Raw genomic sequence first — 17653 nt, forward strand, 5'->3', positions numbered from 1 at the left:
TTACCCTCCTAATCCTACAACTGATTTTGCTATTCGGCCGGATTGGATCACAAGTACCATCACAATAATTGGTTGTACCAATGAAGCAAAACCTCCTGCAACCGCTCCTTCTACATGTGGCGCAGAAAATGCATTGCTAATCCCTAAAACAATCAAAATCACAAGGCCTTGTAATGAAATCGCACAATATTGTTTGAGAAAACCAATACCAATTGAACGATATTCACTTGAAGCAAAAGACGAAAATGCAATAGGAGCTAATATCGTATACACATACAACTGAAAAGAACGCATACAAACAACAACGACAATAATCAAAGAAGAAATAGAACCAACTATAAAAGAGATCGCCCAAGAAAGAATTTTTCCGAGCCCGTCAAAAACACTTGGAACAGCTGGAGAAGCAAAGGCAAACAGACGGTACGATCCCGTACCTTTGATTAGATTGATTGCCCCAACGACAATTTGATTAATAAAAGGCAAAATAAAAATCGCTCCTGCAACCAATGCACCAGCAAGCAAAGCATTTACACCCGCTTGGAACATGGTAATAGGGACGACTGTTCCTTCATTATTCTTATTGGCTGTTTCAAAAATCTTTGCTAGCTCAAAGATTAAGAAAAAAATCAATAAATAAGCGCCTACTTTTGTCGTAGAATTTGCCATAATCGTTGTGACATATTCCCATCCTTTTTCGTTTAAATTTTCTGCTTGGCCGCCGAGTACCTTAAATAGATCCATCGAATTCTATCCTCCTTTACTTATTGTTACTCTCTAAAAGATTCCTAAACACCTGGAGGTGCCGTAAGCAACTGTACAAGTCCAGCAGCTCCTCCTAGAAGCAAACCACCTAAAATTAACATGATTCCCCTTGTTCGTTGTCCCCCATTAGCTTCTGCCATACTTTCCGAAATTTGGATGACTCCAACAATAATTAAGCCAATTGCACCGGCACCAAAGAACCATGTCAATAATTTTTTAATCGTTTCTAACGCTGTCGCACCAACTACTAAATGAGGTGTAAGACTTCCTAGCCATAATAACGCTTTTGTTTTCATTTAAGCCGCTCCTTCTATTTTATAATTTGTTTTGGAGACAACGTTTGATTGTAATAATCATACGCTTCTTCCAACGTTCGAAATTCTGGTTTAAATTCATACCAGTTTTTGTCATTTTTATATCTACTCCATTCTTTTGATAACGGATGTCTTTCAAAAGGATATTTTTTGCCTCTATACATAGGCATAGATGAAATAGACACTAAACATTCATCTCTAGCTAATTCAGCTACTTCTGATTGTGTAATTAACTCTCTTCCTAAGACCTCATGGCTAATGGAATAAGAGCCGTTCGTACCTCTATTTTCCGAATTCTTTTTCATATGAATCGTTTCTTTTCCTGCACGCTCTGAAAAGAGTTTTTGTGTATCTGGTTCTGTAGAACCTGCCAGATAAAGCAATGTATCGCAATTCCCAATAAAGCTTTTCCAGTCATCTTTATACATACTGATCAATTGATTGAGATTTTGTATGATAATGTCAATACTCATTTCACGAGAACGAAACACAGCCAATGCTTCTTTTATATTGGGGATTTTCCCTAAATTCGCAAATTCTTCTAGGATAAAACGAATATGATTCGGTGGATTACTACCATATACATAGTCAATTTGATATTCCAATGTTCGAAAAGCTAGAATAAAAATTATTGTAACGAGAAAATTGAATGTTTTGTCCATATCTGGAATCGTAAGATAGACAACGGTCTTTTTTTCAATCCAAGTTTCAATTTCTAAGTCATCATCTTCTAATAGTTCACGAATATCCTGCAAGTCAAACATAGAAAACCGTGCGGTTGCAATCGCCAAAACACTACTTCTTGTATCACCTTCATAGTTTTTAAAACTATTGAATTGCGTCACAGCATAATTTTCCGAACCAAATCGTTTTTCAAATTGTGAAAACATAATCTCTAATACCGAAGGAACTGCTTCATTTTCTCTTTTTAGTAAACGAATCAGCTCAGAAACATGGTATAGAGCAGGCAATTCACCTGTTCCTTCTATTCCTTTTTTAGGATCGCCTTTGTATTTGTAATACAAGAAAGAAAACAGCGAACTAAGTAATAATTCTTCTGATTTATCCCAAAAAGGTTCCCCTTTCCGACTATTTTCCCCATTGGTCGCATCTATAATCACCTGAATGACACGTTTTAACGTAATTTCATCGTGGATATATTTAAAGGGATTGAATCGATTGCAGTTCTTAAATGTATTTACATCAAAGTTTTTAATCTGATAATGATGGCTTTCCATCATTTTTCCCGTTTCATGAAGCAGTCTTCCTTTAGGATCTGTCACTACATAGGAGGAATGAAGTTGAGATAAATTTGGCTTCACAAATAGTTCTGTTTTACCGGCACCGGCACCAGCAACTAGAAGAATATTTTTGTTTCTTTGATAATTTAATGGCATATTTTTTGTTGTTAAACTCATTTTGACCTCTTTTGAAAGGATAATATTGTTCTCTTCTCGCTCATTATCTGCAAAATTTTTTAACTCTCTTACTGTTGCCCAACGAGCGGAACCATATTCCTTCCCTTTCCGATATTTCCCATCACCTAAACTTAATAAAAACAAAAGAAAGGCGATAATGAAGCCTAAAAAAAAGGCAACCAATGGATAAACTTCAAAGCGGAAAAAGAATTTCCCTGCTGCAAGAGAAGTTAATACATTCGTTGCACTATTGATTAATTTATAGATTCCTTCTTCTTTCTCATTCAGAAGAAAATAGGCAAATAAATGAAAAAAGTATCCCAAAACAAATCCTAGAAGTAAAAAACAGACAGCCTTTAGTTTTGTTGCAAAAGAACGTTTTTGCATTAAAGACTCTTTCCTTTTTTGATCGTTTTATTCACGGTTTGTGTCGGTGCATTCTTCAATAACTCTTGTTGGATTTGTTTGGCGTTCTGGATTTCTTCTTTCAATGTTGGTTCTTTCTTGCCTTTTGATGGTTTTAATACGGTTTCTTTCTTTAGATATTTTTGCGGATTTTCTTGCATATCTCGCATAATTTTTTCTGTGGTTGCTAAAATCATATTTCGATCTTTCGCATGAAAAAGTAACTCCATTTTCCCATCCGGTAATTTTCGAGAAAAGAAATCCACGCCATTTATTTTGTATTCTCTTTTCAGTGCCTTTACTGCCACAATATTACTCGCTAAACTTTCGTTTAACACCTCGCTATCTGTAAAACGAGCGATTTTCGCCTTTGTATTTAACTTTGACTTTAACAAAGAATATAGATAGCGGATACTATCTTTCCCAGCTGATAAAATGACTCTTACTGCTAATTCATCTTCCATTTCTAGCTCACTCCTTTCAACAAGAAACTCTCCTCGTCTGCTATTGCACTCCTATCGCAGCATGATCGCAATAGAAAATGCCAGCCTCCAAATAATGAGCGTCGCCTTTAAAAAAATTCGAAGTGGGAAAACAACAGTCCAATAAAGAAATTTTTTCATTTCATGAATCTCCTTTTTTGTTTATTGTTCATTATATCACTTTAAATTATTCCCGCTCTGTTCGCAGACAAATGTCTTCTTTTTTTCTTTATTCAACGCCGCATCCTTCAATTTAGATCCTGGCACAAACGCAAGAGATCGTTCCCTCTTGATCTCTTTATCACCTGTTTCCGGATCTCGGATGCCCCCTTCTTTCTCAACAAGCAAAAAACTCCCAAAAGATTTGAAGCGGATTTCTTCCCCATTTTGTAAGTGTTCAATCATTTTATCCAATAGTAAACTAAACAGATTTTGAATCATTTGGGCATCCATTTCTATCTCTGCGGCTACTTCTTTCGCTAAATCACGTCGTCCGATCACTTGCTTTTCTCTCCCTTTCTGCTTTTCGATATTTTCCACACCTATGCCAATAATTTCGATCCCATGCGCGTTTTGCGTCCCTTCTTTCTTTTTGTACCGCTTCTAAGTTACGTAAGCGACTTTTGGTATACATTTGTTCTAGGGATGTATAGGTCACATCCAATCCGTTGCGTTGTAATTCTTCCACAAAAAAAAGATTTGGTATAATTAACATCTTTTCCTTCCCCTTCCTTCTAAAAATTTGCATTTCATCAAAAAATGACCTCGAGAATTGATTTCTCCGAGGCTTTAAACACATTTTCGACTAATTCTTCATCTTTTCATTCAAACGTCTGATAACGCAAAACAGACGCATTTTCATTCGCATTCTCGCTGTTTGCTTCTTGTTGATCCTTTTTTCTTTTCTCTTTTTCCTCTTTTCTTTTCTGACTTTTAATATACATCTCTTGTAGTTCTTCCAAAGTCACATCAAATCCATTGCGTTGTAATTCTTCTTCAAAATAGCGGTCAAGAAACATCCTCATTCAACTTTGCCCTCCTCCTTCTAAAAATTTGCATTTTACCAAAAAAACGGCCTCGAGAATTGCTTTCTCCGAGGTTTTAAAAACATTTCCGACTAAATTCTTCATCGATCGACTAAAACGTATCAAATCGCAAAATACAGCTTATTTCCATAAATCAATGAATAGAACTAACAACACAAAACGTACCCCATAACAAGAAAAAAAGAAGGGCAAAGATCGTCAACGACGTTTCTAAAATATCCCATCGTCGTTCCTTCTTGCGCTGTTCTTCTTGTTCTTTGATTCGTTGTTGGTTACACACTCGCTGTTTTTCTGGCACAGGAACAAAGTAACACTTGTAATAAACAATTTGATGATTCGCACCAAAATGCGCTTCACAAAAATAGCCCGCTTCTTCGATGGCTTGAATCACGGAAAGCGAAATTGGTTCATATTCCCATGACAACGTGAGCGAATCTGCCCAATCATTCTCTTCTTGATATATTCGAACGCCTTCAAGTAATTCCTCTGCCGTATAACAATCACAACAAGAAAACATCCCGATTCACCTCCACAAACAGTTTTTCTTTGGTATAATTTGCATAAAAAATAAAAACGGAGGGGTTAACATGCAGCTTTCATTGACACAAGATGAACTGAATCAGATTGTAGAAAAAGCGATTGAGCGAAATCATGGTGCTGAACACGATACAATGCGTGATACATTAGTGGAATGTTTGATCTCATTGTTTCCCGACAAAGCGTTTACGCTAGAAGAAGCAGCCACCATTGAAAAAATCGTTGATTTACTCATTCAATTTTCCGTCACTTCCGCTACGAGAGCTTCAGTAGAAGTCTTGGATGTACTAAGTCAAAAAGCATTAGCCGCACAATGAGCAAGGAGATTCTTTTCCTTGCTTATTTTTATTAAATAAAAGGCAGCACATCCTTAAGTTGTGCTGCCTTTTACAGAAGAATAAGCGATAAGGAGCTTTCCCCCTTCCGGTTTTTAGAATGTTGTGAGTAGTCTTATAACCAACTCTCTTACTCTTTCTTGATCATTCCAAATCGTAAAAGTTAGTTTATTCTTACTCTAAAACAAGCGGCTAGTTGTCTAACCGCTTGTTCATCCTTTTTAGTCTTTGACTTTGTATAAGTCATAACCAATCAATCCTGCCGCAAGGACAAAGATTAATCCAATCACGACCCATACATGGTTATCTTCAAATCCTGTTTTTGGCAACATAGGCACTACAGAAGCTGCTTTCACTGGTTGTTCTGGTTGCGGTGGTTTTGGTGCTTCCACAATTTGTACCGTTTGATCTTTATTCGTTAGATCCACATTGTGTTTCGCCACCTCTTCGAACGTTTCTTCCTCATCTTCTGTTTTCGCTTGAAGCCATTCCGCAAAACTCAAGCCTTTTCCAGCAAGATTACGACCATCTACCAAGAATTCAAACAAGAATTCCATGGTTTCTTTGTCTGCCGTAAAGATTTTTTCTGCATGGGTGCCTTCAAATGGCATGCCGTCTGGTGTTAAGTAGCCTTGAACAATCAGCTTGTACAACTGACCAATTGCTAGACCGTCTACTTTGACCCATTCCAATACTGTTTGATTTGGCAAGGCCAAGATCTCTTTTCCGCCATTTTCATTGGTGGCTTTGGTAGTAATGGTTGGATTAACAATTTTGATGGTTTGGTCTTTGTCAGTAATATCCGCATGAGAGGCTAATAGTACGCCTTCTCTGAAGAGATTTTCAAAGACAACCACTTCTTTTCCACGTAACGCACGTGCGTCTAGGATAAAGTCTAAATTAACTGTACCATCGGTACTTTCTGCCACAAACGTTAACGTACTTGTGATTTCTTTGTCGTCCACTAACACTGGTTTTTCTGTTGCTTTATCCATTAGAATACCGTTGACTGTGTAAGTTTTCCCAACAATCAAATCATGGTATTTCACAGCGTCTGTAATGGTCACTTTCGTTAACGGATTGACCACTTTCAAGCCAGTTGATTTATGTGTAGCCGTTGTACGAACACCTGGATTCGTTACCCGTACCGTTTGCCCTTTATCATTGATGTCTTTGTGATTTGTCAGTTCTTCGTCATTTCTGAATAAGCTTTCAAACACAACAATTTCACGACCATTTAAGTCGGTTAAATCAAAAGTAAATGGTACGATCACCGTTTCATTTTCTGCTTTGGCAATAAAGCCAACACTAGTTTCTACCGTATTTCCATGCACAAGCAATGCTTTGCCGGTTGCTTTGTCCATTAGGATTCCTTTGACCAAGTAAGCTTTTCCTGGAAGGATCTCGGTAATTTCAACGGTATCGTTTAAGGTGAACAGCCCCGTTGGGTCTGCGACCGTCAAGCCATCTTCAAAGACAGCAGTCGTATGAACCGTTGGATTGTTTACCCGAACACTTTGATTTTCATCGGTAATATCTTCATGTGCCACAACTTCAATACCGTCACGGAAAAGTTTTTCAAAAACAACGATTGTTTGACCTTTTAAGACGCTGGCATTGACCACAAATTCCAGGTCTTTTGTGCCATTGGCTTTGTCTGCAATAAAGGTCAACGTTTTTCTGATTTCTTTGCCATCTTGCAAGATCGGTTCATTTGTGGCTTTATTCATCAAGACGCCGGAAATGGTGTATTCTTTGCCGACAAACAAATTCGTATAAGAAACACTGTCTTTAATGACGATCGTTTCTAACGGATCAACCACTTTTTCCCCATCTTCTTTATTCGACGCTTGTGTTTCCAATGTTGGTGGAATCAAATAGTTGCGTACAGACACCAACAAGGTTTCGCCATCATCTGGCGCATTTTGTTTGAATGCGACGGTGAATGCTTGTTTGTCTGTATTTGGTTGGAAGCTTTCTAATGGTGCTTTTTCGGTAAAATAGTAAGCCCCGGCTACTAAGCCTTTGACTAGAAGTTCACCGTTGGTATCAGTGGTGTATTCCCCTAAAGCTTTTCCTTCGCTGTTATACAGCGTAAACGTGACACCGGCAAGCGGTGTTTTCTTCTTGTTCCATTCTTCATACTTGAACAATTTCACGTTTTTTCGTGCTTGACGGTTCGCAAAATTGATTACTTTGATCGGTTCTGTATCATCGGTAATCGAGAACACCAACGGTGTTTTGTTCAACACATAGTTTTTGGGTGCGTTGATTTCTTCGATACGGTACCGATTGTTTCCATACGTAAATGTACCGTTCGTAACAAGATAGCCTTTGTCATTTGTTCGGAAAATATCTGTTACTTCGGTATCGTTTGGAATCGCAAAAGTAACATACTCATTCGCTAAGGTGTCAAAGATCTTGAACTCCGTATTAGCAAGTGGAATCACTTTGCCTGTTTCTTGATCGACTTTGACAATTTTCAGCTGTTGTTCAATGATTTGGTCTTCTAACACATAACGGAAGGTTTGACCTTGTTCAGAAATCGTTACTTCGAACGGTTCAAACAATTTGTATCCTTCCTTGCCTTTCGTTTCAGAAACAATATAGGTGTCAACAACAACCGCATTTTTACCGAAGGTAAAGTAACCGTCTTTGTCAGTCAATACCGCTTTAACGACTTTCCCCGTTGTTTTCGAGGTCAAAGAAATTTCGATACCTTCTAATTTCGGTTTATTGTCAGGATCTTTCGTGTCTACAAAATCTTTATTGCCGACCTTGACGCCTTCAATCGTTCCTTTGATCACTTGATCTTTTGCGATTACTTCTGTTGTGACAGTCTCTTGATTTTGATCACCATAGACTAACTCAAAATGAATCTTATTCGTATTGAGATTGTATCCAGCTGGCGCTTTTTCTTCCATCCAATAATAAGAGCCAAGTTTCAGATCTCTCACTTCTGCTTGGACTTTTCCATTGATATTTTTCAGCGTAACAGATTTGATTTTTGTGCCGTCTGCTTGATACAAACCATAAACTGCGCCTTCTAAGGTCGCAGCACCTTGTGCTTTATTTCCAGTTTATAGCAATAGGTAAACCTTTGATTGTCTATTACCTTAGCTAATGATAATAGTTCGCTCTCCAGCTTTTCCCCTGCTCCACACCGTACGTGCGACTTTCACCGCATACGGCGTTCCAACTTATTTTCTTTAATAAATATCAGCTAAATTACATTTTCTACGATAATCATTTACTTTTTGTATTTGCTTCTCTGACAATTCAAGTAAACATACGTATCTTTCAATCGTTTCTTTTTGGGTTGCATGAATCAGTATATGTGCCCATTCATGTATAACAACAAGATTTTTAAATTCATCCGTTCCACCAAGAGCTCTGGGTATAATGTGATGACAATATACTTCTGATGCAGTAAGAAATCTTCCTGTTATTGCACATTTTCCTCGTTGCATGGAATATTTAGAAATTCGATTATCCGCATATTCCAAATTACTTACAGCGAGTGTTGAGTTTATTAATTCCTGCAATTCAGTTCCTATGGAACTGTTTAAAGGTTTGTATAAATACTCTCGTCCAGTCGCAGTATAATCACAGATTTCTTGAGTAAAATTTCTCAACATTTTCCACTGAATATCTCTAAGTGGATACAAATAATTTTTTCCTATTTTGAATGTTTTATATCTGTTTCGATAAAATTTTCTGTATACATAAGGTGGACTTCTTGGTACTTCATACACTCCTTTTGTCCTTAAACGATTATAGGTCGCAATTAAGAGTGCATAGGCTATTTCAGTGAAATCAATATTTACATGTGTTGCTATTGCGAAATATTGATGTACTCCCAAGACAAACGAGTTATACTCCATGATATTTTGCCATGTTGGGTTCACTTGTATTTTCTTGATTCTTTCTTTAGCCGATTGCTTTATTCTTTTCTTATTTTTCCTAGATACATTTGTTTTCGCTACATACTTATGTTTCTTTGGGATTACTCGAATTGAGAACCCTAAAAACTCTGAACTTCGCTTTCTTAAATTTGTTACTTTTGATTTTTCAGGGGATATTTCAAGTTTCAAATGATTATTGATATAACCTTTTACCGCATGAAATATCTTCCAAGCCTTTTCATAATCCTTTGAAAATATTTTAAAATCATCTGCATATCTTACAATATACATTTCTTTTAATTTTGATGTTCTTCTCAGTGCTGAATATTTGCTTCCATTCATAGAATATTTATGCCTTGTGGAAAATTCTTCCCACTGACTTGCTATCCAGTGATCCAAATCATTTAAGACAACATTCGATAATAAAGGGGAAAGAATTCCACCTTGCGGTGTACCTTTATTTGGTACACCAATTCCTGCTATTGGTGCTTTTAACATTTTCCCAATAATAGCTAGCACTCTTCTGTCTTTAACTCCAATTGTGTAGAGTTGACTCAATAGTTTAGCATGGTTTACATTATCGAAAAATCCTTTAATGTCCACATCTACAACATAGTGTAATTTGCTCTTATTTATGAGATACATACTACGTGCCATAGCGTGTTGTACCGACCGATTTGGTCTAAAACCATAAGAATGTTTGTAAAACTTAGCTTCACAAATAGGTTCTAATACTTGTTTGAACATTTGCTGTATAATTCTATCTTTAATTGTAGGTATCCCTAATGGTCTAACTTTTCCATTTTCTTTTGGAATCTCTACTCTCCTTATAGGATCAGGCTTATAACAGGTTAGCTCTTTTCTAATTTCCTTAATAAATTGATTTTTATCTTTTATTTTAAATTCAGAAATTATTTTATTATCTACACCTGCGGTGTTTGAGCCAGTATTAGACTTTATTATTCTATAAGCTAGTAAAATATTTCTATCGGAAACAATGATTTTATAGAGATTAACACCTTTCATTTGATTATTTAAGCTCCGCTGAAAGAGCCAGTCAAAAGTACCTTGCATATCATAATACTCAAAGTATCGTAACTTCGTACTCACTGATAGATTGTTGCTCCTAACTATGTTAGTCCTATCCTCTTACTCGACCTTGTGAGTTTCATTTATCTATATTTATTTTAGATTAATAAGCCTTGGGGCTATCCCTCCACGTTGATTAGACGTTTCACAGGTACTATGCCCCTACTCTCACGAGAGCTAAGAAATTTCAGATTTCTCCTTATATTCACCACTCCGATGACAGCCGTTTGATGAGTGTCTCTCGTTTTCCACGTTCAAATGATTCTAGCTTTTCATACCTATCCTTAGGTGCTTACTATGAGCCTGAACAATTATCGCCTCATTGTTATCGATCCCGAATTTCATAACGCAGATTCTTACTTTTCGGTATTGTTCCTTGCATAAACAAGCACATTCTTTTCAGAATATGAGAAGTTTAGACCCGTACATTCGCAAGTTCGTCAGTTCCATCGGAACATTCTCACCATAGATAGTTTATAGCGCCCCGGCATATCCATTGCCTTATGAATTAGCTACTTCACTTAGGCTTTGTTCTGCCGACTTCACCTAGTTCCATACCCAAAATTCCTGCCAAAATTTTACGCATGTAGGAGTATCAGACTAGTTGTTTCAATCAACATGACGATTTTCATTCCAACTATCAAATCATTCATTGTAACTATATAATATAGCCCTCACTTTTCGTGCTTAACCACTTATAGTGAAACGTGTCTCACCTGCATCTTCTTTGAAGAGTTTCGCAATGCCTAATTGTTCTTTGTTTTCAAGGGTCACTTTGATTGTTTTGTTGGCTTCAATCGTGAAATCTTTGCTTGTTTTGTTCAAAATATAGCCGGTTGGGGCTTTGATCTCAACAACTGTTCCTTTGGTGCCATGCGTGATATTCTTGATTGTCGCAATCCCTTGATCATTCGTTTTCACGATTTGGTCTTTACCATCGATCGTCACTTTGATTTCTGCATTGGCTAAAGGTTCTTTTGCGTCTGCATCGATCTTTAAGATTTCAAGATTGCCTTGTTTTAGGACATTTAAACGTAATAAAGAAGAATTTGGTTCGCTTGGGTTCAACACCCCTATTGTTTGTGAACCTGGTTTCTTATAAACCATTGGAGAACTCATAGCCTTTAATTTAAATAATTTAACCGTTGCATTTTCTGACGCATCCTTTGTTGCAGTAATGACTAATTGATTCCCTTGAATTTTCGCGGTAATACCTGTAGAAGGTTCAATTCTTACAATATCTTTTAAGACATTATTAGTATCCGTTACCTCAATTGTTTCGCCAACTTTGACTGTTCTAGTTTCATTATTAAATGAAACTCTTTTGTCAAAATCGTTAACCAATTTTTGAATAGCAGCTTTACGTGCATTGTAATTCAGAGGAGCATATGTCCAAGTGACTTTACGCCCTAATACTTCTCCAATCATTAATTGCGTCGTAAAATATTGTTCTTTCGATTTATCCGGATTATTGACATAGCCAAAATAAGAAATCAATGTAATCTTATGACGCTTAGAGGCATCTTTCAAATACGTATCCAATGCCTCAGTAGAATGGACTTGCCCATTTCCATTAAAATCAACTCCTGGTTGAATACAAAATGCGGCTTGCCCATTGACCGTAAACATAGGAATACCATTAAACGTAAATCCTGGTCGTCCTGGATCATCAACAATTGCCCAGTTAATTCCTTGGCCAACAAGATTTTCACGAACAATATTATCATTCGCGGCACGTGTAGAAACAGCGGCACGACGAACACGAGCAGAACGAGGTTGCGTGACAACGAATGTTTCTTCTACTTCTTTCTCCGAAAACGTCGTTTCTTTCGTGTCAGAAGCGACTACAGAGTCTTCGGTCTTTTCTTCCGTATCCTTAGCCTTAGTGTCTACCGGTTGTTCTACTGGTTTTTCTGTATCAGTAGCGGGTGTATCCGTTGCTTTTTCTACAGAGGATTCTGGTGAGGCAGGCACCTCAGGTGCTGGTTGCCCTTCTGGCATCGGTGCCTCTGGTTTTTCTGCCGACTCGGCTGATTCAGAAGAAGATGTCGTATTCGACGTACTTTCTTCTGATGATTCCGGTAAACTGTCTGTTTTTGGTGCTTCTGGTTCTACCGGTTGTGTGACCGCTGGACTATCTCCTGGGTTTTGTGCTTCCCCGATCGTTTGATCAAGGGCTGCTTTTGAGTTGGTTGTCGGTGCATCGGTCTCTGGCATAGGCTCAGCTGGCGTTTCTACCGCTGGAACGGCTTCTTCTACCGGTTGAACTTCAACTGCTTCAACAGGAACTGGTACCGTTGTTTCTACTGCTGGTTGACTGGGTGTTGTTTCTTCCGCTTGTGCTTGAAACGTACCGGTCAAAAAGCAAAACTGAGAAAATGCCAGAACCGCAGCGGCCTTTAACCATTTCTTTCTTGTTCTTAGCTGCACAAGAATCATTTCCTTTCTTAAAATTTTTGTATAATAAAACGCCGTTACCAAAAGCGATAACGACGTGAATGATTGGTTTTATTCTATTTGGTCCGGAGACCTTGCCCGTGGAAGTTTTCTCATTGTATTTCACTCCAAACAAAAAGGTACTAAGAAATTTCTCAGTACCTAACTATTTTTTATTCTATTAAATCTCCACTTGCATATCCTTCCTCTAAGAATGAAACAGTCCAAGTTCCTAATAATTCATAGTCTTTATTAAGTAATTGTTCCGCACCAAAACTATAGCCGTACCATGGACTATTTTCATTTGCGATCTCTGCATATCCATATTCAGAAGCCGCTTCTTCTGAATCAAACACTTTCCCGCTATTTCCCATATTAATAGGGGTAGTGTCTGGTGTGGTTGGTGTTGTTGGTGTTGTCGATCCACCTTGTTCTCCACCTGTACTTGGTTGTGTCGGTGTCGAAGGTTGAGTAGATGTGCTTGGTTTTTCCGCTGGTTTGCTTGGTTGTGTTGATTGATTATCTGTTGGTTGACTTGGCGTAACTGGCTCACTTGGTTGAGCAGGTGTTTCTGCTTGGTTCGAAGGGGCTGTTGTCCCGTTTTGATTGTTATTTGATTCGGAAATAGAAACGTTTGTCCCAGCTGTTGCACCTGGTGTATTCGTTGCTTGATTCGTCTGTGACTGACTAGGAGCTGATGTTTCTTGCGCTTTTTCTTCTACTTGTTTGGCAGGTTCTTGTTTTCCTACTGGTTTATTGGCATCATTCTTATCTTGTGGGGTTACCACTGACTGCGCAACGGTTTCTCCCTTATCGTTCTTAGCTGTTACAACATTGCCGTCAAATACTAGCGTATTGCCTGCGTAAATCAAATCGACATTCGCAATCTTATTCAGATCTGCAAGTTTTTGCACTGTCAAATTCGTCGCTTGACTGATTCCACTCAGTGTATCCCCCCAGACAATCGTGTATTGATTGTCTTTGGCTTTCGCAATGTCTGCTTTGATTGCCTCGACAGATCGAGGTGTCCAAACCCGATTGACTTCTGACGCCTGTGCATCATTCCCACTTGCGAAAAATACCACGCCTGCCGCTGCTCCAACAATCAAACTCGTTAACAATGTTTTTTTCATACTCTTTTCTCTCCTTTATTTTTGTCTTTATTTTGTAATAATTCAATTGATTTGTAAATAGATTGTAAGAATGATATATCTTGTTTATTTTCCCTTGTTTTTATCCAAATGCCATTTCTTTTTTTCATTCACTCATTCTTCTGCTCACACTCCTCTAACACCAAATACTGATCAATCTGATCTAATGTTTGGTGAATACTTTCCAGCGAAATCCTAGAAGCCTTAGCCAAAGAAACAATACTAAACAATGTTAACGTTACGGCATCGGCCGCACTTAAATTTCCTGCACTGACCGACAAATCATTCCCCTGTTTTTCAAACAACACACAACCATTCACTTCTCTATTCATCTTCTTTTCTACCTTCTTTCTTTTTTTGATTGGTTGACCGGTACGAGTATTCTGTGTTGAAAATCATTTTTTGTTGGGATTTTTTGGTTTTAATCGGTCAAATACAAGGAGTTTCAAATACTCGCACCAGTCAGCCAACCACTCGTTTCCACTTTTTTCTCATTGATTCCTGTTGTATACTTGATTTGAGCTAGTTTTTTGCATATGACCGATTTCATAAATACCATCAACCCTAAACCAGCTAGCTCAGTGGCTGTCGTTTGTCCTTTCACGACAGCCTTTTTTATTTGAAGCGCTTCGGTCGCTGTTCCAGCAACGCACAAATCCGAGCAACCATCCAATGCATGCAACAACCCAACAAACGATACATTCCCCAGAAAAACAAACAGGTACAAAATAGCATGATGCCATACACGACTTGGCTCATTTTTCCTCCCCCCTAACGAATATCCACATCTGGTAATACTGCACTTGGCTTAATGGTGATTTTGAACTGATATTGATTTGTTTCTTGCCATTCCAATTGTTCCACGATATAAACCGTCGTTGGTGATAAGCCTAGAAAATGCTTTTGAAATTGATCCTCGCCAGTTTTTGCAGTAATCTCCAGCTGGTTATCCTCTGTATCTGCTGCGATAGAAAAGTTCCCTTCAACGGTATACAACACTTCATCTGTTACAGTATTGATAAACGTCACTTTTCGTAATACTTTAAAATTATCGGCATCTTCACTCAAATTATAGGAGGCAATATCTGCATCCGTACAACCAGTAAATAGAAAGAGTCCCATTGATACCAAAACCATAGATACGATTTTCCTCATTCATTTTTTCCTTCCTCTTTGTTGATTATGTTGGTGAATAGTAGACTGACCAACCCAATTCGTTTAATCGTCGTTGATTGTTCAGCTTTTGAATTTCTAGCGGCGGTAATTCCGTCACGCTGTATCCTTTTAATACTGTTACCACATCCACAAAGCTATACTTGATTTCTGTGATTTCCCTTGCGATATAAAAAGCATTTTCTCCCAATTCACATACATCTCCAACTTTTACCGTTCGTCGTTTTTCCCAGGAAGGCAATGCATTCATCGAAGCTGTTTTGCAGGTGCTTATGAGTTCTGTTTCTCTGGAAACTCGATTGTTTGGATCGAATGTACCGATTTTTTGCGCGACTACTGTTGCTTCAATCAAGTCATGTTGCCAGCCTGACTTAGCTCCCAAGTTGACATATCTTGCTTTCACTCGATTTTGGGCAATCGCTCGAACGATCCAACATTCGCTCTCATGATCAAAGAAATCATTGCACTTGATCGAATTGTTAAACCCGATCTTTTCTAATGTGATTAATTTAAGCATCCTTTCACCTGTTTCTATCGCTCATCTAAATTCTTTTTTTCTTCTCCCTTGATAGGCTGGTGGATAAGGGTGTTTAGTGAGTAGTGTATATTTCTCTAAAAGTTTTTTTATTGTTGGAGTTTACTCGTGCCTGTTTTAGTTATTATTTTCACCGTTTGTTAAAGAAAGAAGAAACCAACACCCGTATCCATCAACCTACCAAAGTTTTCAACTACGAACAGCTTCTATCGCGGTTTCTTCCATGTCCATTCTTGTTTTTTGCTTTCTGCTATTTCGTCGGATCGTTCACTAAAACAACGATCCTTCCCCCAATCAGGTTAGCTCATGGTTATTCATACCATCCTCTATTGATCTGCTGACTCCTACGAATGTCGGGAGGTGTCTAAACCGATGACCCAGTGAAAAAAGAAAGTGAAAAAAACACTGGGGGAGGAGCCCGACACTCGCACGGGTCAACAGATCTAAAACGGATGATCATAAGACATGTTTATCAGTAAAAGAATTGCTCTCTTTCTGTCCAAAACTGTAACTTCCGTTGAAAATGCTTCTTATGCAGACTATCGCTGATAATCCGCTCTCGACCACCGATCTGTTCCCATCCGCCAACGACTGCATATTGATATACCCAAGCTTGACCAGAGATTTCCGCATAATCTTGAATCCGCGCAAAATCACTGGTGACGGCACAGCCTTTTACTTTCGCATGATCGAACACTTCCGCACGTTGCGTCAATCGGGCGTGTTCTGAAACGATCGCAAAATCACTCACTACCACATAGCCATACACTTCCGCTTGGTCTCGGACCTTTGCCCATTTTTGAATTTGGGCATGGCCATGAACCCAGGCATCATCACACACTATCGCTTCATCAGAAACCCAACAAGTGTCCTCATGTGAAAGATTTTCCTGTTTCTCTATCCAACCACCCACCTCGCCAGCTTTCACGGTTCCAAACGCTCGACACGCTTGAATCCGATACAGTGTCCGGTGTTGATACGATTTGGTCTCGCCTGTAAAACAATATTTTGGCGTTCGTTCTTTTTCAGATTGTGCCATGCTTTCTCCACTCCTTTCAATCGATAGCTTGTTTGCCTTTCTCTGTTCTCTTCTTCGATCTACCCTAACGGGCATTCGACTGGATTATGGCGTCCGGATCCAGAAACCCTAGTAAGACAACGGTAAATGCTCGCCCATCTTCTTGATAGGGTCTTCGCAAGTGCCTACATGTACTCCCGCATACGCTCAGAAAAAGTCTTTTAAAAAACTCCTTCTGAAGTTTCCACATTACTGGAAATCTGATTTTCTATTTCAAAAATGTACGTAACCTTATCCCCTTAGTAGCGGTTCTGATTAGATAAGGCGCTATGGCTGATCGTTCCGATAATCTTCTTACTTGTGCCATCTGTGGTTTACCGAAAACCGTCATCGTTTCCGTTCATTCCTGTTCCCAGTTCCTACCGCATGGACTCACACTACCAATTCGTTGTTGTAGATGCGTAAAAGAGAACCGACGTTGATGTCAAAAAAGGTCTAGCACGTATGCCCTAACTTTAGCCGCAGACTCCCTAAGTCTACGGTATTCGCTAAGTCCTCCATAGATTTTCCAAGCGTCCAATTACTTTCGATCAGATGTTAAGGTACATCGAAAAAGAGAACATCAAGTGTTTGTGTATTCAATTTTTAGCATTTACTCTGCCGTCCTGTTGGAAGCAGCCAACGTAACGGCTGTTCAGGTTTCAAGCGGCGTGCGATCGTTTTTCCTGACGCATCCGTTACGCGTTTGATCTCTGGATAGATCGCTTTTAAGGGCAAGGTTTGTTTGTCATAGATTTTACGCTCCTTTCCTTCCTGGTATTCCTCAAATTCCACGACGTCTCTGTCTTCGACACGAAACTTTCGTAATCGCCGAACGATCCGAGTTTTTCCTCCCGGCAAATGAAACGTCTCAAACGTGGGAAAACACTGGCACTCTGCACCGAGACGTTGGATATCGGTCATTCGAAAAATCCCTTGTTCTTTCACCCGTGGGCCGAATTTTTCAGGAAACGCTTGATTTCTGTCCATTCCTTTTTCGCCTCCTCC

Annotated in this window: 20 protein-coding genes and 1 pseudogene; 1 reads left to right on the top strand and 20 read right to left on the bottom strand. The window is 38.7% G+C overall.

Features of this window, described 5'->3' with window-relative positions; genetic code table 11:
• The 8 genes from IGJ28_RS01110 to IGJ28_RS01145 form a co-directional block, all read right to left on the bottom strand.
• The gene (locus tag IGJ28_RS01110) at positions 1-741 is read right to left on the bottom strand and encodes a hypothetical protein (RefSeq protein ID WP_170081082.1); all 741 of its coding nucleotides are present in this window, start codon (positions 739-741) and stop codon (positions 1-3) included.
• Positions 742-785: 44 nt separating this feature from the next.
• On the bottom strand, positions 786-1058 hold the full coding sequence (locus tag IGJ28_RS01115; RefSeq protein WP_205943861.1) for a hypothetical protein: 273 nt from the start codon (positions 1056-1058) through the stop codon (positions 786-788).
• 14 nt (positions 1059-1072) lie between these two features.
• Entirely contained in the window at positions 1073-2881 is a 1809-nt protein-coding gene (locus tag IGJ28_RS01120) for a VirD4-like conjugal transfer protein, CD1115 family (protein ID WP_252712534.1), read from the bottom strand.
• A complete protein-coding gene (locus IGJ28_RS01125) occupies positions 2881-3363 on the bottom strand; it encodes a hypothetical protein (RefSeq protein ID WP_170081084.1) in 483 nt (160 codons plus the stop codon). Before IGJ28_RS01125 ends, IGJ28_RS01120 begins: the two co-directional genes overlap by 1 nt.
• A gap of 195 nt (positions 3364-3558) precedes the next feature.
• Positions 3559-3882, bottom strand: coding sequence for an HU family DNA-binding protein (locus IGJ28_RS01130; RefSeq protein ID WP_170081085.1), 324 nt, complete (start codon positions 3880-3882; stop codon positions 3559-3561).
• Positions 3866-4096: a hypothetical protein gene (locus IGJ28_RS01135; protein ID WP_170081086.1), complete on the bottom strand. Its 231-nt coding sequence runs from the start codon at positions 4094-4096 to the stop codon at positions 3866-3868. Before IGJ28_RS01135 ends, IGJ28_RS01130 begins: the two co-directional genes overlap by 17 nt.
• 106 nt (positions 4097-4202) lie before the next feature.
• On the bottom strand, positions 4203-4406 hold the full coding sequence (locus tag IGJ28_RS01140) for a hypothetical protein (RefSeq protein ID WP_170081087.1): 204 nt from the start codon (positions 4404-4406) through the stop codon (positions 4203-4205).
• A 154-nt stretch (positions 4407-4560) separates the two neighbouring features.
• The gene (locus IGJ28_RS01145; RefSeq protein WP_252712738.1) at positions 4561-4944 is read right to left on the bottom strand and encodes a hypothetical protein; all 384 of its coding nucleotides are present in this window, start codon (positions 4942-4944) and stop codon (positions 4561-4563) included.
• A gap of 70 nt (positions 4945-5014) precedes the next feature.
• On the opposite strand from IGJ28_RS01145, the gene IGJ28_RS01150 reads away from it, so the two are divergent.
• On the top strand, positions 5015-5281 hold the full coding sequence (locus IGJ28_RS01150) for a hypothetical protein (RefSeq protein WP_086339295.1): 267 nt from the start codon (positions 5015-5017) through the stop codon (positions 5279-5281).
• 239 nt (positions 5282-5520) lie between these two features.
• Here IGJ28_RS01150 and IGJ28_RS01155 read toward each other — a convergent pair whose 3' ends face one another.
• The 12 genes and pseudogenes from IGJ28_RS01155 to IGJ28_RS01210 form a co-directional block, all read right to left on the bottom strand.
• Positions 5521-8106, bottom strand: a complete 2586-nt coding sequence (locus tag IGJ28_RS01155) for a VaFE repeat-containing surface-anchored protein (RefSeq protein WP_438845424.1) — start codon at positions 8104-8106, stop codon at positions 5521-5523.
• Between the two features lie 36 nt (positions 8107-8142).
• Positions 8143-8352: pseudogene (locus IGJ28_RS01160) on the bottom strand (prealbumin-like fold domain-containing protein); the annotation flags it as partial.
• A 156-nt stretch (positions 8353-8508) separates the two neighbouring features.
• Complete coding sequence (gene ltrA / locus IGJ28_RS01165) at positions 8509-10314, bottom strand: group II intron reverse transcriptase/maturase (RefSeq protein ID WP_252712687.1); 1806 nt, start codon at positions 10312-10314, stop codon at positions 8509-8511.
• A gap of 666 nt (positions 10315-10980) precedes the next feature.
• The gene (locus tag IGJ28_RS01170; protein WP_438845089.1) at positions 10981-12723 is read right to left on the bottom strand and encodes a SpaA isopeptide-forming pilin-related protein; all 1743 of its coding nucleotides are present in this window, start codon (positions 12721-12723) and stop codon (positions 10981-10983) included.
• A gap of 179 nt (positions 12724-12902) precedes the next feature.
• On the bottom strand, positions 12903-13862 hold the full coding sequence (locus IGJ28_RS01175) for a LysM peptidoglycan-binding domain-containing protein (protein ID WP_252712665.1): 960 nt from the start codon (positions 13860-13862) through the stop codon (positions 12903-12905).
• Positions 13859-13990, bottom strand: a complete 132-nt coding sequence (locus IGJ28_RS01180; protein WP_277347370.1) for a hypothetical protein — start codon at positions 13988-13990, stop codon at positions 13859-13861. Before IGJ28_RS01180 ends, IGJ28_RS01175 begins: the two co-directional genes overlap by 4 nt.
• Positions 13991-14212: a hypothetical protein gene (locus tag IGJ28_RS01185; protein ID WP_170081091.1), complete on the bottom strand. Its 222-nt coding sequence runs from the start codon at positions 14210-14212 to the stop codon at positions 13991-13993. It lies immediately after the preceding gene.
• A 113-nt stretch (positions 14213-14325) separates the two neighbouring features.
• The gene (locus tag IGJ28_RS01190; protein ID WP_438845090.1) at positions 14326-14565 is read right to left on the bottom strand and encodes a hypothetical protein; all 240 of its coding nucleotides are present in this window, start codon (positions 14563-14565) and stop codon (positions 14326-14328) included.
• An 86-nt stretch (positions 14566-14651) separates the two neighbouring features.
• Positions 14652-15035 carry a hypothetical protein gene (locus tag IGJ28_RS01195; RefSeq protein WP_170081094.1) on the bottom strand — a complete coding sequence of 128 codons (384 nt, stop codon included), beginning with the start codon at positions 15033-15035 and terminating at the stop codon, positions 14652-14654.
• 25 nt (positions 15036-15060) lie between these two features.
• On the bottom strand, positions 15061-15570 hold the full coding sequence (locus IGJ28_RS01200; protein ID WP_170081095.1) for a hypothetical protein: 510 nt from the start codon (positions 15568-15570) through the stop codon (positions 15061-15063).
• A 490-nt stretch (positions 15571-16060) separates the two neighbouring features.
• A complete protein-coding gene (locus IGJ28_RS01205) occupies positions 16061-16627 on the bottom strand; it encodes a hypothetical protein (protein WP_170081096.1) in 567 nt (188 codons plus the stop codon).
• A 624-nt stretch (positions 16628-17251) separates the two neighbouring features.
• Complete coding sequence (locus IGJ28_RS01210) at positions 17252-17635, bottom strand: hypothetical protein (RefSeq protein WP_438845091.1); 384 nt, start codon at positions 17633-17635, stop codon at positions 17252-17254.
• Positions 17636-17653: the final 18 nt, after the last annotated feature.

The sequence above is a fragment of the Enterococcus sp. AZ091 genome (assembly GCF_051714805.1).
GTDB lineage: Bacteria > Bacillota > Bacilli > Lactobacillales > Enterococcaceae > Enterococcus_D > Enterococcus_D gallinarum.